The following is a 19,593-nucleotide window of genomic DNA, read 5'->3' as shown; positions in this document are numbered from 1 at the left end:
AGGGACTAGTTATTGATGTATTTATTTAAAAAATTGAGTGTGCGCTCCCAGGCCAGCTGGGCAGCCTCGGCGCTGTACTTCAAGGGAGGTAGACCACGGACATCTGATTTGGGATTGGCGAAAGCATGTTTGGTGTCATAGCGATGGAAATCGTAATGAACGCCCGCCTGCTTTAACTTTTCCTCCAATTGATCTACGCCGGAGATCGGGAAAAACTCATCATGCAAAGCCCAATGCGCTAGCATCGGCTTAGTAATTGCTTTTGCATCGACATACTCGAGGGGTGGGTTGCCATACCAAACTATAGAGCCATCAAGCTCAGGCACATTGCAGGCAGCCAAGATGGTGAGTGCACCACCCATACAGAAGCCCGTTACCGCAACTTTGGCACTCCCGGTAGCTTTTAAATACTGAACGGCGCCACGGATATCTTGTCCAGCAGCATCACCAAAATTAAGATCTCCCATCAGATGCTCTGCTTCATTGGCTTCAATCGCCAATTTACCGCGATATAGGTCAGGGACCAATGCTCTGTAGCCAGCACCAGCAAGACGATCGGCTACTGCCTTAACCTCATCATCTAGCCCCCACCACTCCTGAATCACAACAACTCCCGGAGCATTGGACTTATCGACTGGCTCAGCAAGGTAGCCTTTTACAGTTTGCCCATCGGGTCTTTTGAATTCGATCATGGGTATCTCCTTATGCTTTTTTCGTATCAGAATGAATATATCCTACCAGCCAGAAGGTGAGCAACCCGCAAATTGCGGCACCATAGCCCACGAGGTTGTAGTGCTGCATCATGCCATCAGGCCCAATGGTGACTATCCAACCAGCCAAAACCGAAGCAATTCCTGAGGACAGCATTTGTACTGAGCCAACCAAACTCATAAAGGTTCCACGAATCTTGTTTTCAACCACTTGGCTCACCATTGCCATTGCCGGAATCATTCGACCAGATACCAGAATGAAAAATGCGGTTGAGTTAATCAGCACAATCCACAACGGCGTTACCGGTAAATTGGTTGTTACCAACAGTGGTACGAGACTCACAATAGCCAGGACTCTGAAAACAGTAACTTTTCCATACTTATCAGACATATGCCCTATAAAACGGGAGCTCATCAGGGTGGCTACACCGCCGCACAAATAAATTAACGAAATATAGGAGTTACTAATTCCAACATTGGAGGTGAAATACAGTGCGATATAGGGGATGACCGAGAACCCTGTAATCATAATGAGCGCCATGAAGATAAAGGCTTTGACATGCTGGGGTGCAATCAAGATCTTCAAAACCTGACTCAGTCGACTGCCTTCATGAACATGATCCAAATGCCCCGCGATCTTGGGAATATTGCGATAGCCCAAATAAAGAATCAGACTTGAAATTAAGGCAATAAAAAAGAATGGTGCGCGCCAACCCAAGCTTGGAATATGGTTCGCAAGAAATAATCCCAGAGGAACTCCTGCAACTGTCGATACTGAAAATGCAGCCATTACTGTACCTAGCGCCTTACCCCTTCGCTCAAATGGAATTGAGTCAGCAACAATGGTTTGTACTAGGGATCCTAGGATACCGCCAAAGGCACCGGCAAATGCGCGAGCAATAAAGAGCGCTTCATAGTTAGGGGCTAAGCCACAAGCAAAAGTGGCGATGATAAAGAGTGCATACAAACTTAATAGAAGTTGCCTACGCTCAAATCGGTCTACGTAATAGGTTGCCAAAATACCAGCGGCAGCTGCAGCAAAAGTATAAGAAGAAAGCAATAAACCAAATTGATGCGTGTTGATATTGAGCTCCCGAATAAATTCAGGGCCCAAAGGCATCATGATCATGAAATCTAAGATATGGGTGAACTGTATGCCCGCCAAAGAAAACAAAAAGAAGCGTTCTCGCTTCTTGGTTTCAGTCATATGAGTGGCGGTATTCAAGGGATGCTTTACTTGGCTTAATCAATATGACATTATCAACCCTGATAAGGAAATTTGCCTGCCTTAAACCAAATGAAATTCGCCTAACTTATGTCCATTTCCACTGAAATCATTACCCAATCAACGCTAGGCGGAATCCCACTTCTACCTCTGATTAGAGATACCTTTTATGGAGTTTTTGGCTTACTTCTGATTCTTCTCTTTCATGGCAGTGCGATTAATTACATCATGCTGCGTTTTGAAAGACTAACGAACGGGAATCTTAAATTTAAGCAATATAACCGCGTATTTTTTCATTTTTATGCATCCTTTTTCTTTATTGCCCTGATCCATATTAGTGAAATTATTATTTGGTCGCTTTATGTCATGGCACTTGGCATCATGAATGATGGTATTCAAACCTTGCTTTTCGTGGGCAGTTGCTACACCACAGTAGGCTTCGTGGAGGATATATTGCCGGCTGGCTGGAAGAGTCTTGCCTTCTTTATTTCTTTTTCTGGATTATTTTCAGTGGCTTGGACTACCTCTACTATGATTGGCATGACCAATTCATATAAAGCCGCTTGGAATCTCAAGCACCACCAAAAAGATCCTGGCGCTTCTTAATGTAGTAGCCATAGACACAGCGATTTCCATCTCGCGATGGATCGTGTGTGTCATGAATCACCCCATCAATGATGGTGGTGAGATGCTTAGAAACCTTGGCTATTAGGACTCCATCGGGCAACTCATCAGGTCGTAAATGAACCTGACAGCCCGACCCTACTTTCATGGTTGGCACCCACTCAAATCCTTTGGATAGGATGTAATCATGGAATACATTGCGGTGATTGCCGTTTCTGGGTGACGATCCTTTAATACTTAATCTCTTGGCAAGACGATCGTTTTTGACTTGGGCATATCTTTCGTTGGCAAGCCTGAGATCTTCATACACTTGCATATAGGGAAGATTCGCTGCAATCGCAATAGATCTAACAACGCAATCCCCTGCCCCACCTTTAAAGCCAGCCTTCTCCCTACCACCATCATTTAATTGAAATGAATACTTGGAGTACGTTTTAGAGAAGGGGTTCAGAAAGCCGAACATAGACATGGGCTAATAAAAAATGGATTTGCTTTGTGGGCAAATCCATTCTTATCTAGAGCGCTAAAGAAGAATTAAGCGTGAGCCTTCTTCACTTCTAAACGCCAAGCGTGCAACAAAGGCTCGGTGTAGCCATTAGGCTGCTCAAGACCTTTGAAAATCAAGTCACTTGCTGCTTTGTAGGCATAAGAATCTTTGTAATTTGGCATCATTGGCTTGTACAAAGGATCGCCAGCATTCTGGCCATCAACCACTTTAGCCATACGCTGCAAAGTTTCATTCACTTGGTCTGCAGTCACAATGCCATTGAGTAACCAGTTAGCAATATGCTGGCTGGAGATGCGCAAAGTTGCGCGGTCTTCCATCAAACCTACGTTATGAATATCCGGCACCTTAGAGCAACCAACGCCTTGATCGATCCAACGAACTACGTAACCCAAGATACCTTGGCAATTGTTGTCCAACTCTTGCTGAATCTCTTCTTTAGACCAGTTAGCCTTTTCCACAACCGGAATAGTCAACAAATCATTGATTAAGGCCTCAGCTTCAGCTTGGGTATCGAGCTTTTCCATTTCCTTTTGGAGCTCAGCTACGTTTACTTGATGGTAATGAAGTGCATGCAAGGTAGCAGCCGTTGGAGATGGAACCCATGCAGTGTTTGCACCTGCTTTTGGATGAACAATCTTCTGCTCAACCATGGCCTTCATCATGTCTGGCATTGCCCACATACCTTTACCGATTTGAGCGCGGCCACGCAAGCCACAATCTAAACCCGCAAATACGTTACGACGCTCATAGGCTGACAACCACTTGCTGGTTTTCATATCGCCCTTGCGCATCATTGGACCTGCATACATTGCAGTGTGCATCTCATCGCCAGTGCGATCCAAGAAGCCAGTGTTAATAAAGGCAACACGTGCACCAGCAGCAGCAATCGCCGCCTTAATGTTCGCGCTCATGCGACGCTCCTCGTCCATGATGCCAAGCTTCACAGTGTCAGCTGGCAAGCCGAGTAATTTCTCTACGCGGCTAAACAATTCGCCTGCAAAAGCCACTTCTTCTGGGCTATGCATTTTTGGCTTAACGATATAAACAGAACCCTTACGTGTATTACCGATAGCTTGGCTTGCTGGACGATTGATATCGTACAAAGCAATCAATACAGTTACGACAGCATCCAGGATCCCTTCATAGATTTCTTTACCTTCGCCGGTGATGATGGCTGGGTTAGTCATCAAATGACCAACGTTACGGAGGAACAAGAGTGAACGGCCATGTAATGTCACAACGCCATCTTTTGCATCAACAGCACCAATGCCGGCTTTGTATTTACGGTCCGGGTTGAGTGCACGAGTAATCGTCTTATCACCCTTCTTCACTTCTTCAACCAAAGTTCCCTTGAGGATGCCTAACCAGTTTTCATAGGCAAGAACTTTGTCATCGCCATCCACTGCAGCAATTGAGTCTTCCAAATCCAAAATAGTGGAAAGCGCGGCTTCCAATACAACATCATTGATTCCAGCAGGATCGCTTGCACCAATCGTTTTGCTCTTATTGATTTCGATATCAATATGAATGCCGTTGTTACGCAAGAGGATTGAGCTTGGTGCTGAAGTCTCGCCTTGATAACCAACAAATTGCTTCTCGTCAGCCAAACCAGTTGTTGTGCCATCTTTTAACTTAACTACCAACTTATTGCCATCAACTGTGTAGGCAACAGAGTCACGGTGCGAGCCTTTAGCCAAGGGGGCCGACTGATCCAAGAAGTTACGTGCGTAAGCAACTACCTTTGCACCACGAATTGGGTTGTAAGCGCCTGCCTTAGTGGCGCCATCTTCTTCAGAGAGAACGTCAGTACCATAAAGGGCATCATATAAAGAACCCCAACGCGCATTAGCGGCATTCAATGCATAGCGCGCATTGAGAACCGGAACCACTAATTGAGGGCCGGCTTGAAGAGCCAGCTCATCATCAACATTCTTGGTGGTTGCAGTAATTTTTCCTGGAACATCAACGAGATAATCAATCTCTTTCAAAAACTTGCGATACGCAGGCATATCTTTGATTGGGCCTGGATTGGCTTGATGCCATTTATCTAAATCAGCCTGAATGCGATCACGTTTAGCTAGCAGAGCTTCGTTTTTTGGAGTGAGATCTTTAACGATTTCATCAAAACCCTTCCAAAAGTCAGCACTCTTAATACCGGTACCTGGGAGTACTTTGTCTTCGATAAAACGATATAAAGGGGTTGCCACTTGAAGGCTATTGCAGGTAGTGCGCGCAGTCATGTTGTTATCTTCTTATACAAAAGTTAATAAATTAAATCGAATCGATTATTTTCCATTAATCCTGAAAAGGATGCTGGAGGAGAATGGTTTCATCACGCTCTGGGCCAGTAGATACCATTGCGATTGGCTTACCAGCCACTTCCTCGATACGACGCAGGAAGTTTTGTGCCTCAACAGGCAGTTTGCTCCACTCTCGGATACCAAAGGTTGTGCCCTTCCAGCCTGGGAAATCTTCATAGATTGGTTCGCAGCGGGCTACTGCTTCTGCACCACGTGGCAATACATCCAACTTCTTACCATCGAGGTTGTAGCCAACACATAAGCGAATGGTTTCAAAACCATCCAGAACATCTAACTTAGTAATACAAAGACCAGACAAGCCGTTGATCTGAATGGAGCGCTTCAATGCAGCAGCATCCAACCAACCAGTACGGCGAGGACGTCCAGTGACAGAACCAAATTCTTTACCCACTTCAGCTAAACGTACTCCAACTGGATCCTGTTTAGCAGGGTTGTCATGGTCATAGAGTTCGCTTGGGAACGGGCCTGCACCAACACGGGTGCAATAGGCTTTAGTAATACCCAAAATATATTGCAATGAATCTGGTCCAACACCTGAACCAGCAGCAGCATTACCTGCTACGCAGTTACTGGATGTTACGTATGGGTAAGTACCGTGGTCGATGTCTAATAATGTGCCCTGGGCACCTTCAAACAACAAATTCTGACCAGATTGCTCAGCAGCATATAAAGCACTGGAGACATCCACCACCATTGGCTTAAGGCGCTCTGCGTAAGACATCGCCTCAGCCAATGTCTTCTCGTAGTTCACTGGCTCAGCACCATAGTAATTGGTGAGCATGAAATTGTGATATTCCAAGTTCTCACGCAACTGCGCTGCAAATTTTTCTGGGTAGAACAAATCTTGTACACGCAATGCACGACGCGCTACTTTATCCTCGTAAGCTGGTCCAATGCCACGGCCAGTTGTACCAATCTTTGCTTCGCCGCGCTTCTTCTCGCGTGCATGGTCGATTGCTACGTGGTACGGCAAAATCAATGTAGTTGCTTCAGAGATTTTGAGACGTGATTGAACATCTAAGCCTGCAGCTTCTAATTCGCCAATTTCTTTGAAGAGGGCTTCTGGTGAAAGAACTACGCCATTGCCGATATAGCAAATAACAGACTTATGCATGATTCCAGATGGAATCAATCGCAGAATTGTTTTCTTATCGCCGATGATCAAAGTATGACCAGCATTATGGCCGCCCTGGAAGCGAACTACTGCTTGTGCATGATCAGTTAACCAATCTACCACCTTACCTTTGCCTTCATCACCCCACTGGGTGCCAATGACAACTACGTTACGACCTTTAGCTTGCTGCTTTGAAGACATAATGAAATCCAAAAAGATAATTACAAAATAAGTTAACTGCTCACTGCTTTAATTTAATTGCTGCCTTACTTCTTTTTTACTTCCCAAGAGTTGCCCTGCTTCACCAACTCTCGGTCACATTCGTATTCGGCAGCCTCAAGGGTTGTGCCTGCTGGAACTTGTATCACTACCTCGCCCTGACCTCTGAGGGTGGCGATAGCCTTGCTTAATTCAACATCCTCGGTCCAAGGGGCAATGATTGCCAGCTTGCGAATGCTTAAAGGCGACAAGCTTGCTAGTGTTAGCAGATCCAAAGAAAAACCAGTAGCAGGACGTGGACGTCCAAAGGCTTGGCCAACATGATCATAGCGACCGCCTCTTGCAATTGGCTGCGGTAATTGATCAACATAGGCAGCAAACATCACACCGCTGTGATACTGATAGCCACGCAAATCAGCCAAATCAATACTGAGCTCTAAATTGCCAGATAGCTTTGCTGCAGCAGACACTAAACGCTCTAGATCCAATAAAGCCTGATCAATGGCAGCATGCTTAGGCAAGTCTTTTTTTGCATTTGCCAGCACTTCTGCACAGGGACCGTTCAACTCTGTCAAAGTTATCAGCGCTTTTGCAATATTAGTTGGCAAGCAAGTTGCCCATTGAGTCAGACGTGAACGATCTTTGCTTTGCAAGAGGCCATACAAAGCTTCAACCGTTTCTTTATTTAAGTTCTGACCATCTAGGATGCCAGCCAAAATGCCAGCGTGGGACAAATCTATATAGACCTTCTCCAAACCGGCAACAGACAATGTTTTAAGCAATAGAGTAATAGCCTCTAAATCCGCTTCCCAAGTGGAGCATCCATAAATCTCAGCGCCCAACTGCAATTCTTCACGAGCAGAGCTGCCCACTGGGGTGCGAGCGTGCGCTACAGAGCCCGCATAACAGAGACGAGTAACCCCAGCGCGATTTAAGAGGTGCGCATCAATGCGTGCTACCTGGGGTGTCATATCTGCACGCAAACCCAAGGTACGGCCAGATAACTGATCAACCAACTTAAAGGTCTGAAGATTGAGATCTGAGCCGGTACCAGTTAATAAAGAATCCAAGAACTCCAAGATTGGAGGAGCAACTAATTCATAACCATAAGACTGATATAAATCCAAAACGGCACGACGCAAAGACTCAACTTTGCGAGCCTCAGCAGGCAAAACATCTGCAATATCTTCAGGAAGTAACCAGCGATTCATAATGTGAACTATTTGCTTTCTTATTTTTTGTGCAGGAACTTGAAGAACTCACCAGTCGGCTCAACCACCATCACGTCTTTCTTATCCTTGAAAGAACTTCTATAGGCCTCTAGGCTCTGATAGAACTGAGCAAACTGAGGATCACGACCAAACGCTTCTGCATAGAGTGCAGTCGCTTTAGCATCACCTGCTCCCTTAATTTTTTGCGCATCACGATAGGCTTCTGCCAAAATCGTATCGCGTTGACGTTCTGCATTTGCGCGAATCTTGTCTGATTCAGCAGCACCCATAGAGCGCAACTCATTAGCAACACGCTTGCGCTCTGCTTCCATACGGCGATAAACAGAATCACTAATTTCAGCCAATAGGTCAACACGCTTTAAGCGCACGTCCACAATCTCAACGCCTATATCAGATGCGTCATCCGCAACCTTTTTGCGAATACCCTGCATTACCTCTTCACGCTGATCAGAAATCAACTCACGCACAGTGCGCTTGGTGAACTCTTCATTTAAAGCTGAGCGAACCAACTGAGTTAAGCGATCCTGCGCCAAGCGCTCATCACCCTTAAAGCTAATGAAGAACTTACGTGGATCGACAATGCGCCATTTCACATAAGAATCTACCAGCAAGTTTTTCTTCTCAGCTGTAATGAAACGCTCTGCTTCTGGATTGTCGATTGTCAAAATACGGCGGTCAAAGAAACGAACACTTTCAAATGGTGCCGGCAACTTAACTTGGATGCCGGGATTCTCAATCACACGAACTATCTGTCCAAAAGAAAACACCACAGCATACTTACGCTGATCCACAACAAAGATGCTCGAGGACAAGACATAAATGAGTGCAACAAAGCCAATGCCTGCCGCAATTAAACGATTTGCATTCATTATCTAGACTCCCTATCGCGACTACGGAGGCCATCACGCTTATCGGCGGAATTATTGTTAGTTGAAGTGGCGCTAGAGGATGAGGTGGATGCACTTGAACCAGTAGCACCGCCTACTGTCACACTTCCCGTCGGAGTAGTTGCTCCAGATTGAACCTGTGCATTGGCAGCTTGAGCACTTTCTGCACTCACCTGTGCAACGATCTTATCGAGCGGGAGATATAAAAGGCTATTGCTCTTAGTGGTGTCAACCAGAATCTTAGTAACGTTGTTGTACATCTCACGCATGCTATCGATATACATACGATCACGCGTCACTTGAGGAGCCTTAGAGTACTCAACCAAAACTTGTTTGAAGCGTGTGGCATCGCCTTCTGCGGTAGCTACTACACGGGCCTTATAGCCTTCAGCCTCTTGAATCAGACGTTCGGCAGTACCTTTAGCTCTTGGAATAATGTCATTCGCATATGCCTGACCCTCGCTCTTTAAGCGCTCTTGGTCTTGACCAGCTTTCACTGCGTCATCAAAGGCTGCTTGTACCTGCTCCGGTGGCTGAACGTTTTGCACAGTCACGCTAGTCACATAGATACCAGTCTTGTAGCTATCCAAAATCTTCTGAATAGAGTTTGCTAAATCAATGCCGATCTTTTCACGACCTTCATACAGCACGGTATCCATCTTGCTGCGTGCAACGATTTCGCGGACAGCTGTTTCAGCAGCTTGTACTACTGCGGCATCAGGATCGCGATTGTTAAATAAATAATCAGTAGGATCTTTCAGGCGATATTGCACTGCAAAGCGCACATCGATAATGTTTTCATCCTCAGTCAGCATAGAAGAATCTTTTTGATTCGTCGCTTTGATTAAGACTGGGCGCCCTACTTCTACAGAACGAACACCTGATAAGTTCACCGTCTCTTCAGACTGGATTGGCCATGGCATACGCCAGTTAATACCTGGCTTTGCGGTGTAGTCATACTTACCAAAAGTAAGGATGACGCCTGCTTGACCTTCTTGAATAATGAAGAAGCCACTGCAAACCCACATGAAGAAGACAACTGCACCTGCAATCAGGATGCTTGCCTTTGATCCAAATGGATTGCTAAAGTTGAGATTTGGCGCACTGAAGCCACCGCTTCCACCACCATTGCCACCGCTACCACCACCTCGTTGAGAAGGCGGGGGAATATCAGTGCTATTCGGCTTATTAGATGGCTTGCTAGCTGCGCCAGGAGATTTTTTGCCACCAAAAATGCCAGCAATTCTGTCGTTGAAATCTCTCCAGAGCTCATCCAAATCTGGAGGACCGTCTGACTTATTTGGCTGACCTGTTGGTCGAGTCTCTACCGGCTGATTGGTTTCTGGATCGGCTTTTGGAACTTGATCGCCCCCCTGCCCATCTTTAGCATCTTTGGATCCACCGGAATTGTGGCTATTGCCCCATCCGGGGTCATTGACCGAAAACAGTCCTAGAAATTTACGCGTCATTAGAAAAATAGCTCGGGTTGGAAATCGGATTAAATTCAGAAGTTTCTGGTCGTTCAGGTAAAGGCTCTAAAAACTCATCCGGGGCCAATTGTTTCTTGGCACGGTTGTGCTCGACCCTTATTCTATCAGTCATTTGAGAGCATTCGGCGAGGGCTGAACGAAGTAAATCAAGCCCTAAGCCGGACTGGGCCGACAGGAAAACCTGACTAGGAAAGCCTTGCCCATCCCGCTCTAAAACAGCCCCACGGGTAAAGGTTTGAGGCATGAGGTCAATTTTGTTCATTACCTCAATCCTAGGGATGTCATCGGCCCCAATTTCCTCCAAAACGGCCTCAACTTCAGCCTTTTGCTCCCTAGCTACGGGGCTACAGGCGTCTATGACATGCAAAATCAGGTCGGCATGAATGGTTTCATCCAGGGTTGCCCTAAAAGCTTCTACCAGCTGGTGGGGCAAATCTCGGATAAATCCCACCGTATCGGAGACCACGATTGACCCAACCCCATCCAAATGGACCCTTCTGGAGGTAGTATCCAGGGTGGCAAATAACTGATCAGCCGCGTATGTCCCTGCTTTGGTTAGGGCATTAAAAAGGGTGGATTTGCCCGCATTGGTGTATCCCACCAAAGAGACTGAAAACACATCCTTGCGGTTTCGAGCACGTCTTTGGGTTCTTTGTTGGCGCTGTAGCTTTTCTAATTCATTCTCAAGACGCTTGGCCTTGGTTGCCAACATCCGGCGGTCCAACTCCATTTGCGTTTCACCAGGGCCACCGCGCACACCAATACCACCACGCTGACGCTCTAAGTGACTCCATGCTCTTACCAATCGAGACATGCGATAACGCACTTGCGCAAGTTCAACCTGTGTCTTACCAATGTGACTTTGCGCTCTTTGACTAAAGATGTCCAAAATCAAACCGGTGCGATCCATCACATGAAATCCAATGTGACGCTCTAAATTTCGTTGCTGCGTTGGAGATAAGGGATGATTAAAGATTGCTAGTTCTGCGCCCTGCTCTTCCATGACCCTTTTGAGTTCATTGGCCTTGCCTGAACCAATGAATAAAGCAGGATCTGTCTTGCCTTTGCGGGCGATCACACTGGCTGCGGGTATGGATCCAGCGCTATCAGCTAAAAGACTGAGCTCAGCCATGCTGTCAGCAAAATCTTCGCGCCCTGTGTCTACTCCAACCAGAACAGCGCGTGCCGCATCTACTCCAGTTTTATACAGGGCTAGCTTCTTCTAAACGGAAATCAATCGCACGAGCAGGAACAATCGTCGAGATTGCATGTTTGTAAACCATCTGCGTCACGGTGTTGCGTAAGAGGACAACATACTGATCAAAAGACTCAATATTGCCCTGCAACTTGATGCCGTTTACGAGATAGATCGAAACAGGTACATGCTCTTTGCGCAGTGCATTGAGAAATGGATCCTGAAGTAATTGAATCTGTTTGTTATTCATACTGCCCCTTATTTATCTTTTCTGAACTACTTTTTTCGGAGTCTTGCTTTTTTAATTAAATATCAATCTTTACGACAACTTCTACTCGAGCCCTCTATATTGGTCTGATTTACGAAAAAATCAAGCCCATATCAACTTGAAGGTAAAAGCTTATCCCAAATTAACGCTTTTTGCCCTTTTTGCTTTTATCAGCATCCACGTAGGGGTTTTTGGCGGTATTCATCTGAATCCGCAAAGGCGTACCGCGTAACTTAAAGACGTCCCTAAAGCGACCTTCTAAGTATCGCTTGTAGCTATCAGTGACCCCACTCAAGGATGTGCCATGAATGACCACAATTGGGGGGTTCATGCCCCCTTGATGGGCATAACGCAATTTAGGACGTCCCATGCCAACGCGTTTTGGCTGCTGATGCTCAATTGCTTCTTGCAAGATACGAGTCAAACGTGGAGTCGGCAACTTAGCCATAGCAGCAGCGTATGCAGAATCTACGTCTTTAAAGAGCTCTTTAAGACCTGTGCCTTTTTTGGCTGAGATCGGATGAACGTTTGCAAAATCTAAGAAACGTAGTTTTTGTGCAATCTCTAAGCGAGCGCGTTCTTTTACGTACGCATCAATACCATCCCACTTATTCACTGCCACCACTAGCGCACGGCCAGCTTCAACAATAAATCCTGCGATATGGGCATCTTGCTCAGAAATATCTTGTTGCGCATCCAACATCAAAATCACGACATTACAGTCAGCAATTGCTTGCAAGGTCTTAACAACAGAAAACTTTTCAATCGCTTCAAATACTTTGCCACGGCGACGCAGACCTGCGGTATCAACCAGAATGTATGGCTTGCCGTTGCGCTCAAAGGGAACCTCAATCGCATCGCGCGTTGTACCCGGCATATCAAATGCAATAACACGCTCTTCACCGATCAACTTATTGATCAATGTGGATTTACCCACGTTTGGACGACCCACCACCGCAATCTTCATTGGGCGATTTGGATCGTTTGCTAATTCATCTTCATCTGGTTCTGCGATGCCTAGAGAATCCAATGCATCATCAATCAAACCACGCACACCATCACCGTGAGCAGAAGAAATTGGGAAAGGCTCACCTAAACCCAACTCATGAAAGTCTGCCGTGACAACGCCGGCTTGCATGCCTTCAGTTTTATTGACAGCCAGAATGACTGGGCGACCGGTCTTACGCAAGAAGTCTGCGATGACACGATCTTGTGGCGCCATTCCTAAGCGACCATCGACCAAGAAAATCACAATGTCAGATTCAGCAACGGCCTGCTTAGTTTGCTTTGCCATTTCGGCAACGATGCCGGTCTTTGCAACAGGCTCAAAACCACCGGTGTCTACGCAAATGAATGCACGCTCACCAATGCGGCCTTTGCCGTAGTGTCGATCTCTGGTTAAACCAGAAAAATCCGCCACCAATGCATCACGTGAACGCGTTAAGCGATTAAAGAGAGTCGACTTCCCTACATTGGGACGACCGACGATAGTGATGACTGGATTCATTTTGGACTGTACGCCGCTATTTTTCCACCTTGAGATTGAATCAAGATGAGGCCACCTACTGCAATAGGGGCGGCCGAGATTGGACTACTGTCGTGACGAATACGTGCAACCATCTCACCATTCGCCTGTGAAAATGCATGGATGTAACCTTGAGCATCACCCATTAACAAAACTCTACCCACTGCAAGCGACTCACCGACGTCACGGTAAATTAACTGAGTATTTTCCCAAACCCGAGTGCCGTCCTTAGTTGCAAAAGCAGTGACATAGGATTTATCGTTGGCCGAGAAAACCATGTCCGTACTTTGGGAAGTACCGGTATAGCTTGAGTAATCCTTAAACCATAAAAGATTGCCTGTACGCGCCTGACCGCAACCAATGCGGCCTTGATAAGAAACCGCGCAGAGAATCTCGCCTTCCATACTAGGTTTAGCAGTAACGTCATTCAAGCGCTCAATTTCTGAAAATCCTTTTGGAAACGATACCGGGGTCTCCCACACTAAACCGCCATTGGCAATCGCAATCATGCCAAAACGTCCACCCGCAAAGCCAGTAACAATCACCTCGTTACCAATAGCCAACATGCCATAACCTACACGCAATGACAAAGCGGACTGCTGACGCTGATAGGTCCATTTTTTGGCGCCAGTTTGCGCATCCAACCCAACAAAACGATTGTCTAAAGCGCGCACAATCACTACGCCACCCGCAACTACTGGCTCACTCAATACTTCACTGCCGACACTGACTTTCCAAATCTGCTTGCCTGTGTCGTCATAAGCATAGACAGTGCCTTTGGTAGTTACAGCAACCGTAGTGCGGCCATCAGAACCAGGGCCAACTGATAAGCGCTCAGGAACAGAAGCTTCCCACACCTTGTTGCCTGAAGCCAAATCAATTTTAACTAAGTTACCTCGATGAGAAGCAGCATATACAGCATCACCAGCAACAATAGGATGAAAGTTAAAGCCTTCTGATGAACCTACGCTAGTGGACCATACTGGCTGCAAATCAAATTGATTCGTAACCGTAGTCAGTTCGGCAGGCTTTCTCACGCGAGAGCTGCCAGAACAAGCGACTAAAGCTATTACCACGGAACCCAATATCAAGGCAGCGCCTAGGCGCATCGGCAAACGCTTCATCTCTTTAGTCATCACTGAGAAACTCCTCCAACAGCATCCAATTTAACCTTCAAGAGGCGACGCGCCTCCTCTGGAAATTCTTTTGCCTGGTCTAACTTCTTCCAAGCATCTTGATAACTCTGCTTTGCTTGATCATTTCTCTTTTGCGCCAAATACCAATCACCACGGCGCTCAAGCCAGAGGGACTCAAAACCAGCGATAGGCTTCTGATTCAGAATTTGATCTGCCTCGGCAAAATCCTTTTCTCCGCCCAGCTCAATTAACTGCGTCACTAAGCGTAACTTTGCCAATGCCAAGTAGCCATCGTTAGAAGCATTCTTAGCAGCCCAACGCAAATAATCTAACGCTTTATTGCCATCACCAGCATCTGATGCGATACGAGCAGCAATTAAGCTAGACATCGCCGCATACGGTGTACGACCAAAATCTTTTTGCAAATCATCTGCAGCGCGCAAGGTTTGATCTTTATCGCCCTTAGCGATTGCACCAACCATCGTTTCATATAATTTGGAGGCTTCAAGCGCCTGACTATTGCGCCACCACTGATAACCACTATAAGCAGCATAGGTAAATAAAGCAGCAGTAATCACGCCTGTAATGAGATTGCGATATTTTTGCCAAAACGCTTTGAATTGGTCTAATTGTTCTTGTTCTTCTAGATCTAAAGGCATGTCAATCCAAACTAATTAATAAGTAATTTATAGGTATTAGGCTAATTCTATTCGGAGGCGCCTACCAGGGCATCAATTGCTGCCCCCAAGACATCATCCAAAGGAACAGACTTCTGTTCACCTGTACCTCGCAGATCCTTGAGTTGAGCCTCGCTCTTAGCCAATTCATCAGGGCCAATAATGACCGCAAAGGCAGCCCCACTACTATCCGCCTTCTTCATTTGGGACTTAAAGCTAGCGGATTGACCATCTGGAGGGCAGAAAAGAATGGTATCAATGCCGGCGCTACGTAAACGCTCGGCAATAATCATGGCAGCAGTTAAAGTTTCGCCGCCCTGGTGCAAAACAAATATATCGCATTGCGCCTGAGTTTCCGGCAATGAGCCAGAAACTTTCATGAGCTCCAGAACGCGCTCCATACCCATTGCCCAACCGCAAGCCGGAGCTGCTTTGCCGCCCATGCGTTCGATTAAGGGGTCGTAGCGACCACCACCAGCGATAGTGCCTTGCGCACCTAACTCATCAGTTACCCACTCAAATACAGTGAGGTTGTAATAATCTAAGCCACGAACTAAGCGGGGATTAATTTTGCAAGGAATGTTATTCGCCTTAAGCAAAGCTTGTACCGCATTGAAATGCTTCAGCGACTCTTCACCCAAGAAATCCAACAACTTCGGCGCACCTTCGATAAAAGTCTGCATCTCTGGATTCTTAGAATCCAAAATGCGCAAAGGATTTGTAATCAGACGACGTTGTGAGTCTTCGTCTAACTGCGCTTTGTTCTTCTCAAAGTACGTTACCAAGGCTGCACGATGCTCTGCACGCTCAGTTGCTTGACCCAGAGAGTTAATCTCTAAACGAACGCCCTTCAGACCAAGCTCATCCCATAGGCGCTGACCCATGAGGATAATTTCTGCATCGATATCAGGTCCAGCAAAGCCCAAGGCCTCAATACCGAACTGGTGGAACTGGCGATAGCGACCACGCTGTGGACGCTCATGACGGAACATCGGACCTGTGTACCAAAGACGCTTTGGTCCTTCGTACAGCAAATTGTTTTCAATCACGGAACGTACTAATGCAGCAGTACCTTCAGGGCGCAAAGTCAGTTGCTCGCCATTCAAGCGATCTTCAAAGGAATACATTTCCTTCTCAACGATATCGGTCACCTCACCAATGCCGCGCTGAAATACTGCCGTTGCTTCCACAATAGGCGTTCTCAAAAACTCATAGCCATAAGCGCGCGTGAGGTCACGCAAAACATGTTCAAGATGCGCCCACTGAGCAGCATCGGCTGGCAGCAAATCATTCATGCCGCGTACGCCGTTAATCTTCTGCGTTTTTTGAACTTTAGCTTGTGCGTTTTGATCAGTCATTTTTATTATTGTTTTGTTATTGCTTTATTTAAATCTTAGCCGCGTAGTTTTGTTTGACGTATTCATCCACAATCACCTGAAACTCTTCGGCAATTCTCTCACCACGCAGCGTTTTTACTTTAACCCCATCTACAAACACTGGGGCGGCCGGGGTTTCTCCTGTACCTGGCAAGGAAATACCAATATTGGCATGCTTACTCTCACCTGGGCCATTGACGATGCATCCCATGACGGCCACATTCATATTCTCAACACCAGGATGGGTTTTCTTCCAAACCGGCATTTGTTGACGTAAGTAGGACTGAATATTGGCTGCTAATTCTTGGAAAGTGGTACTAGTTGTTCTACCGCAACCTGGGCAAGCAATCACCATCGGCGTGAAATTACGCAAGCCCATGGTTTGTAATATCTCCTGCGCAACAATGACTTCGTTTTCGCGAGGAGCGCCTGGATCAGGTGTTAGCGAAACTCGAATCGTGTCGCCAATACCTTCTTGCAACAAGATGCCCATTGCGGCGGTTGAAGAAACAATACCTTTGCTACCCATACCTGCTTCGGTTAAACCCAAATGCAATGGATAGTCAGAGCGACGAGAGAGATCACGATATACCGCAACCAAGTCCTGCACATTACTTACCTTGCAAGACAACAAAATTTGATCAGGGTTCATACCCAACTCAACCGCTTTTTCTGCAGACTGCAAAGCAGACTGAATCAAAGCCTCAATCATCACTTCTTGCGCTGTTTTTGGGACTACTAAAGCCGCATTACTATCCATGATCGAAGCCAAGAGGTCTTGATCTAAGCTGCCCCAGTTCACACCAATACGAATCGGCTTGTCGTATTTACATGCAGCTTCAATCATTTGGGCAAATTGTGGATCACGCTTCGCGCCCTTGCCTACATTACCTGGATTAATGCGGTACTTAGAGAGCGCCTTTGCGCACTCTGGGAAATCATTTAATAAAGTGTGGCCGTTGTAGTGGAAGTCACCAATGAGCGGTACCAAGACATCCATTTTGTCTAACTGCTCACGAATATAAGGAACTGCAGCAGCAGCTTCTGGCGTATTGACGGTAATACGAACCATCTCTGAACCAGCGCGCGCCAATTCTTTTACCTGAATTGCCGTGCCAACTGCATCGGCAGTGTCGGTATTCGTCATTGACTGCACACGAACCGGAGCATCTCCGCCAACAGTAATGATGTTGGTTTTCCAGGCGACAGTTGCCTGACGCGTGGCTCGCTTAGGTGCTGGACCTAACGGCAATGGTGGCAAAGAATTATTCGTGCTCATTTGATCTAGTGACTAGGATCTAATCTTTAATTTAATTTTTTGAGCCACTCAATTGGGCGCTCATTTGATTTAACTTCAGCAATTTCAATTTCGGCACTGTGGACATCACGTTCACGAACTCGGGTGCGATCGACTACATCCCCTGCCAACTGGCCACAGGCGGCAGCAATATCATCGCCACGAGTCTTGCGCACTGTCGCCACCATGCCGGCATCTAGGAGAATGCCCGCAAAGGCATTCACACGCTGGGCTGACGAACGCTTGAGACCAGACTCTGGGAACGGATTAAATGGAATGAGATTGATTTTGCACTTAATGTTTCTAAGCAAGCGCACCAATTCTTTTGCTTGGATGTCAGAGTCATTCACACCATCGAGCATGCAATATTCAAAAGTTAAAAAGTCTCTTGGTGCAAATGGCAAGTAGCGCTCACAAGCATCAAGCAATTCACGTAGAGGATATTTTTGATTCAACGGCACTAGTTGATCACGCAATGCGTCATTCGGCGCATGTAAGGAAACTGCCAATGCCACTGGACAATCTTGCGCCAGACGATCAATCATCGGCACTACGCCTGATGTTGAAACGGTCACACGACGGCGGGACAAACCATAAGCCCTGTCATCAAGCATGAGGCGCAATGCAGAAACAACGTTGTCGTAATTGAGTAATGGCTCACCCATTCCCATCATCACCACATTAGAAATCACACGACCTGTATGTTCCCAGCCTGGAGTAGGAAATTTTTCGATGCGGCGAATAGCCTCTGGATCATTGCGCAAGAGATGCTCAGCAAACCAAAGTTGACCGATGATTTCACCGGAAGTGAGATTGCGCGAGAAGCCTTGATGCCCTGTTGAGCAAAAACGGCAATTAACGGCACAACCTGCTTGAGAAGAGATGCACAAAGTGCCTCGATCATCCTCAGGAATAAAGACTGACTCCACCGCATTGCCAGCGCCCACGTCCAGCAACCATTTGCGGGTGCCGTCTAGCGCATGCTCATCTTTAATTACGGGGAGAGAAAGTACTTCTGCCTTATCTAGCAAAGTTGCTCTAAAGCTTTTTGCTAAATCACTCATGTCGTTTATATCTGATACACCACGTTGATGTATCCACTGCATGAGCTGCTTTGCCCTAAAGGGCTTTTCATTCAACCCCGCGACATACGCTGCCATTTGGTCAGCGTCAAAATCTAAGAGATTTACGCGCGGGGAGGTCAATGCGACTACTTATAGATAAATGGCTAATCGGTTAATCAGTGATTAACGATTAAAAACATTCATGCCAGGGAAGAAGAATGCAACTTCCACAGCAGCTGTTTCAGGAGCGTCAGAACCGTGAACAGCGTTTGCATCAATGCTGTCAGCAAAGTCAGCACGGATTGTGCCTTTTTCTGCTTTCTTCGGATCAGTAGCGCCCATCAAGTCGCGATTCTTAGCAATAGCGCCTTCGCCTTGCAAAACTTGAATCATGACAGGACCGGAGATCATGAAGCTCACCAAGTCTTTGAAGAAAGGACGATCTTTGTGAACGCCATAGAACTGCTCAGCTTCGTTTTGTGACAAATGCGCCATTCTGGAAGCAACGATCTTCAAACCAGCAGATTCGAAACGGTCATAGATTTTGCCGATGACGTTTTTAGCGACAGCATCAGGTTTGATAATAGAAAGGGTGCGTTCAATTGCCATTCAAGACTCCAATAGTGATTTCAAAGGTATTTGCCAGGTTGGGGCAATAAGCCACCCCACTCCAGCGACCCCCGAATTATACATTGCCTGACCGTATTTACCCCTATGTCTGTAGG

General features: G+C 46.5%; 18 protein-coding genes. 1 reads left to right on the top strand and 17 read right to left on the bottom strand.

The genetic code is table 11. The features are described 5' to 3' along the window. Positions 1 to 5: 5 nt before the first annotated feature. Together QMF28_RS03875 and QMF28_RS03870 are read right to left on the bottom strand one after the other, a co-directional pair. Entirely contained in the window at positions 6 to 692 is a 687-nt protein-coding gene (locus QMF28_RS03875; protein ID WP_281743351.1) for a dienelactone hydrolase family protein, read from the bottom strand. A gap of 10 nt (positions 693 to 702) precedes the next feature. Beyond that, on the bottom strand, positions 703 to 1,917 hold the full coding sequence (locus QMF28_RS03870; RefSeq protein WP_068321165.1) for an MFS transporter: 1,215 nt from the start codon (positions 1,915 to 1,917) through the stop codon (positions 703 to 705). Positions 1,918 to 2,025: 108 nt separating this feature from the next. Between QMF28_RS03870 and QMF28_RS03865 the strand changes: the two genes are divergently transcribed. Next, positions 2,026 to 2,541 (top strand): hypothetical protein, encoded by a 516-nt coding sequence (locus QMF28_RS03865; RefSeq protein ID WP_068321162.1) that lies wholly within the window; start codon positions 2,026 to 2,028, stop codon positions 2,539 to 2,541. On the opposite strand, the gene QMF28_RS03860 is transcribed toward QMF28_RS03865, so the two are convergent. The 15 genes from QMF28_RS03860 to ndk all read right to left on the bottom strand — a co-directional run bounded on the left by QMF28_RS03860 (position 2,507) and on the right by ndk (position 19,477). After that, positions 2,507 to 3,028: a hypothetical protein gene (locus QMF28_RS03860; protein ID WP_281743350.1), complete on the bottom strand. Its 522-nt coding sequence runs from the start codon at positions 3,026 to 3,028 to the stop codon at positions 2,507 to 2,509. The genes QMF28_RS03865 and QMF28_RS03860 overlap by 35 nt on opposite strands. Positions 3,029 to 3,093: 65 nt before the next feature. After that, positions 3,094 to 5,307 carry a malate synthase G gene (locus QMF28_RS03855; RefSeq protein ID WP_068321155.1) on the bottom strand — a complete coding sequence of 738 codons (2,214 nt, stop codon included), beginning with the start codon at positions 5,305 to 5,307 and terminating at the stop codon, positions 3,094 to 3,096. Between the two features lie 55 nt (positions 5,308 to 5,362). Then, positions 5,363 to 6,703 (bottom strand): adenylosuccinate synthase, encoded by a 1,341-nt coding sequence (locus tag QMF28_RS03850; protein WP_281743349.1) that lies wholly within the window; start codon positions 6,701 to 6,703, stop codon positions 5,363 to 5,365. Positions 6,704 to 6,768: 65 nt separating this feature from the next. Beyond that, positions 6,769 to 7,932 carry an ATP phosphoribosyltransferase regulatory subunit gene (locus QMF28_RS03845; RefSeq protein WP_281743348.1) on the bottom strand — a complete coding sequence of 388 codons (1,164 nt, stop codon included), beginning with the start codon at positions 7,930 to 7,932 and terminating at the stop codon, positions 6,769 to 6,771. A 20-nt stretch (positions 7,933 to 7,952) separates the two neighbouring features. Further along, complete coding sequence (gene hflC, locus QMF28_RS03840; RefSeq protein WP_068321145.1) at positions 7,953 to 8,822, bottom strand: protease modulator HflC; 870 nt, start codon at positions 8,820 to 8,822, stop codon at positions 7,953 to 7,955. Beyond that, positions 8,822 to 10,309 (bottom strand): FtsH protease activity modulator HflK, encoded by a 1,488-nt coding sequence (gene hflK, locus QMF28_RS03835; protein ID WP_068321142.1) that lies wholly within the window; start codon positions 10,307 to 10,309, stop codon positions 8,822 to 8,824. Before hflK ends, hflC begins: the two co-directional genes overlap by 1 nt. Continuing rightward, the gene (gene hflX, locus QMF28_RS03830; RefSeq protein WP_068321138.1) at positions 10,299 to 11,540 is read right to left on the bottom strand and encodes a GTPase HflX; all 1,242 of its coding nucleotides are present in this window, start codon (positions 11,538 to 11,540) and stop codon (positions 10,299 to 10,301) included. Before hflX ends, hflK begins: the two co-directional genes overlap by 11 nt. Beyond that, on the bottom strand, positions 11,533 to 11,775 hold the full coding sequence (gene hfq, locus QMF28_RS03825; RefSeq protein WP_068321135.1) for an RNA chaperone Hfq: 243 nt from the start codon (positions 11,773 to 11,775) through the stop codon (positions 11,533 to 11,535). The genes hflX and hfq overlap by 8 nt, the downstream gene beginning before the upstream one ends. A 160-nt stretch (positions 11,776 to 11,935) precedes the next feature. Continuing rightward, positions 11,936 to 13,300 carry a ribosome biogenesis GTPase Der gene (der, locus tag QMF28_RS03820; RefSeq protein ID WP_068321132.1) on the bottom strand — a complete coding sequence of 455 codons (1,365 nt, stop codon included), beginning with the start codon at positions 13,298 to 13,300 and terminating at the stop codon, positions 11,936 to 11,938. Continuing rightward, positions 13,297 to 14,454 (bottom strand): outer membrane protein assembly factor BamB, encoded by a 1,158-nt coding sequence (gene bamB, locus QMF28_RS03815; RefSeq protein ID WP_281743618.1) that lies wholly within the window; start codon positions 14,452 to 14,454, stop codon positions 13,297 to 13,299. The genes der and bamB overlap by 4 nt, the downstream gene beginning before the upstream one ends. Next, positions 14,454 to 15,113 (bottom strand): YfgM family protein, encoded by a 660-nt coding sequence (locus tag QMF28_RS03810; RefSeq protein ID WP_281743347.1) that lies wholly within the window; start codon positions 15,111 to 15,113, stop codon positions 14,454 to 14,456. Before QMF28_RS03810 ends, bamB begins: the two co-directional genes overlap by 1 nt. A 47-nt stretch (positions 15,114 to 15,160) precedes the next feature. Then, positions 15,161 to 16,489 (bottom strand): histidine--tRNA ligase, encoded by a 1,329-nt coding sequence (gene hisS / locus QMF28_RS03805; RefSeq protein ID WP_281743345.1) that lies wholly within the window; start codon positions 16,487 to 16,489, stop codon positions 15,161 to 15,163. Between the two features lie 28 nt (positions 16,490 to 16,517). Beyond that, on the bottom strand, positions 16,518 to 17,786 hold the full coding sequence (ispG, locus tag QMF28_RS03800; protein ID WP_281743344.1) for a flavodoxin-dependent (E)-4-hydroxy-3-methylbut-2-enyl-diphosphate synthase: 1,269 nt from the start codon (positions 17,784 to 17,786) through the stop codon (positions 16,518 to 16,520). Between the two features lie 26 nt (positions 17,787 to 17,812). Next, on the bottom strand, positions 17,813 to 19,009 hold the full coding sequence (rlmN, locus tag QMF28_RS03795) for a dual-specificity RNA methyltransferase RlmN (RefSeq protein ID WP_281743343.1): 1,197 nt from the start codon (positions 19,007 to 19,009) through the stop codon (positions 17,813 to 17,815). A gap of 42 nt (positions 19,010 to 19,051) precedes the next feature. After that, the gene (ndk, locus tag QMF28_RS03790) at positions 19,052 to 19,477 is read right to left on the bottom strand and encodes a nucleoside-diphosphate kinase (RefSeq protein WP_068321117.1); all 426 of its coding nucleotides are present in this window, start codon (positions 19,475 to 19,477) and stop codon (positions 19,052 to 19,054) included. Between the last annotated feature and the right edge of the window lie 116 nt (positions 19,478 to 19,593).

This window comes from Polynucleobacter yangtzensis (assembly GCF_027924165.1).
Taxonomy (GTDB): domain Bacteria; phylum Pseudomonadota; class Gammaproteobacteria; order Burkholderiales; family Burkholderiaceae; genus Polynucleobacter; species Polynucleobacter yangtzensis.
The sequence above is the reverse complement of the archived record's forward strand: the minus strand, read 5'-3'. Positions and strand labels throughout refer to the sequence as shown.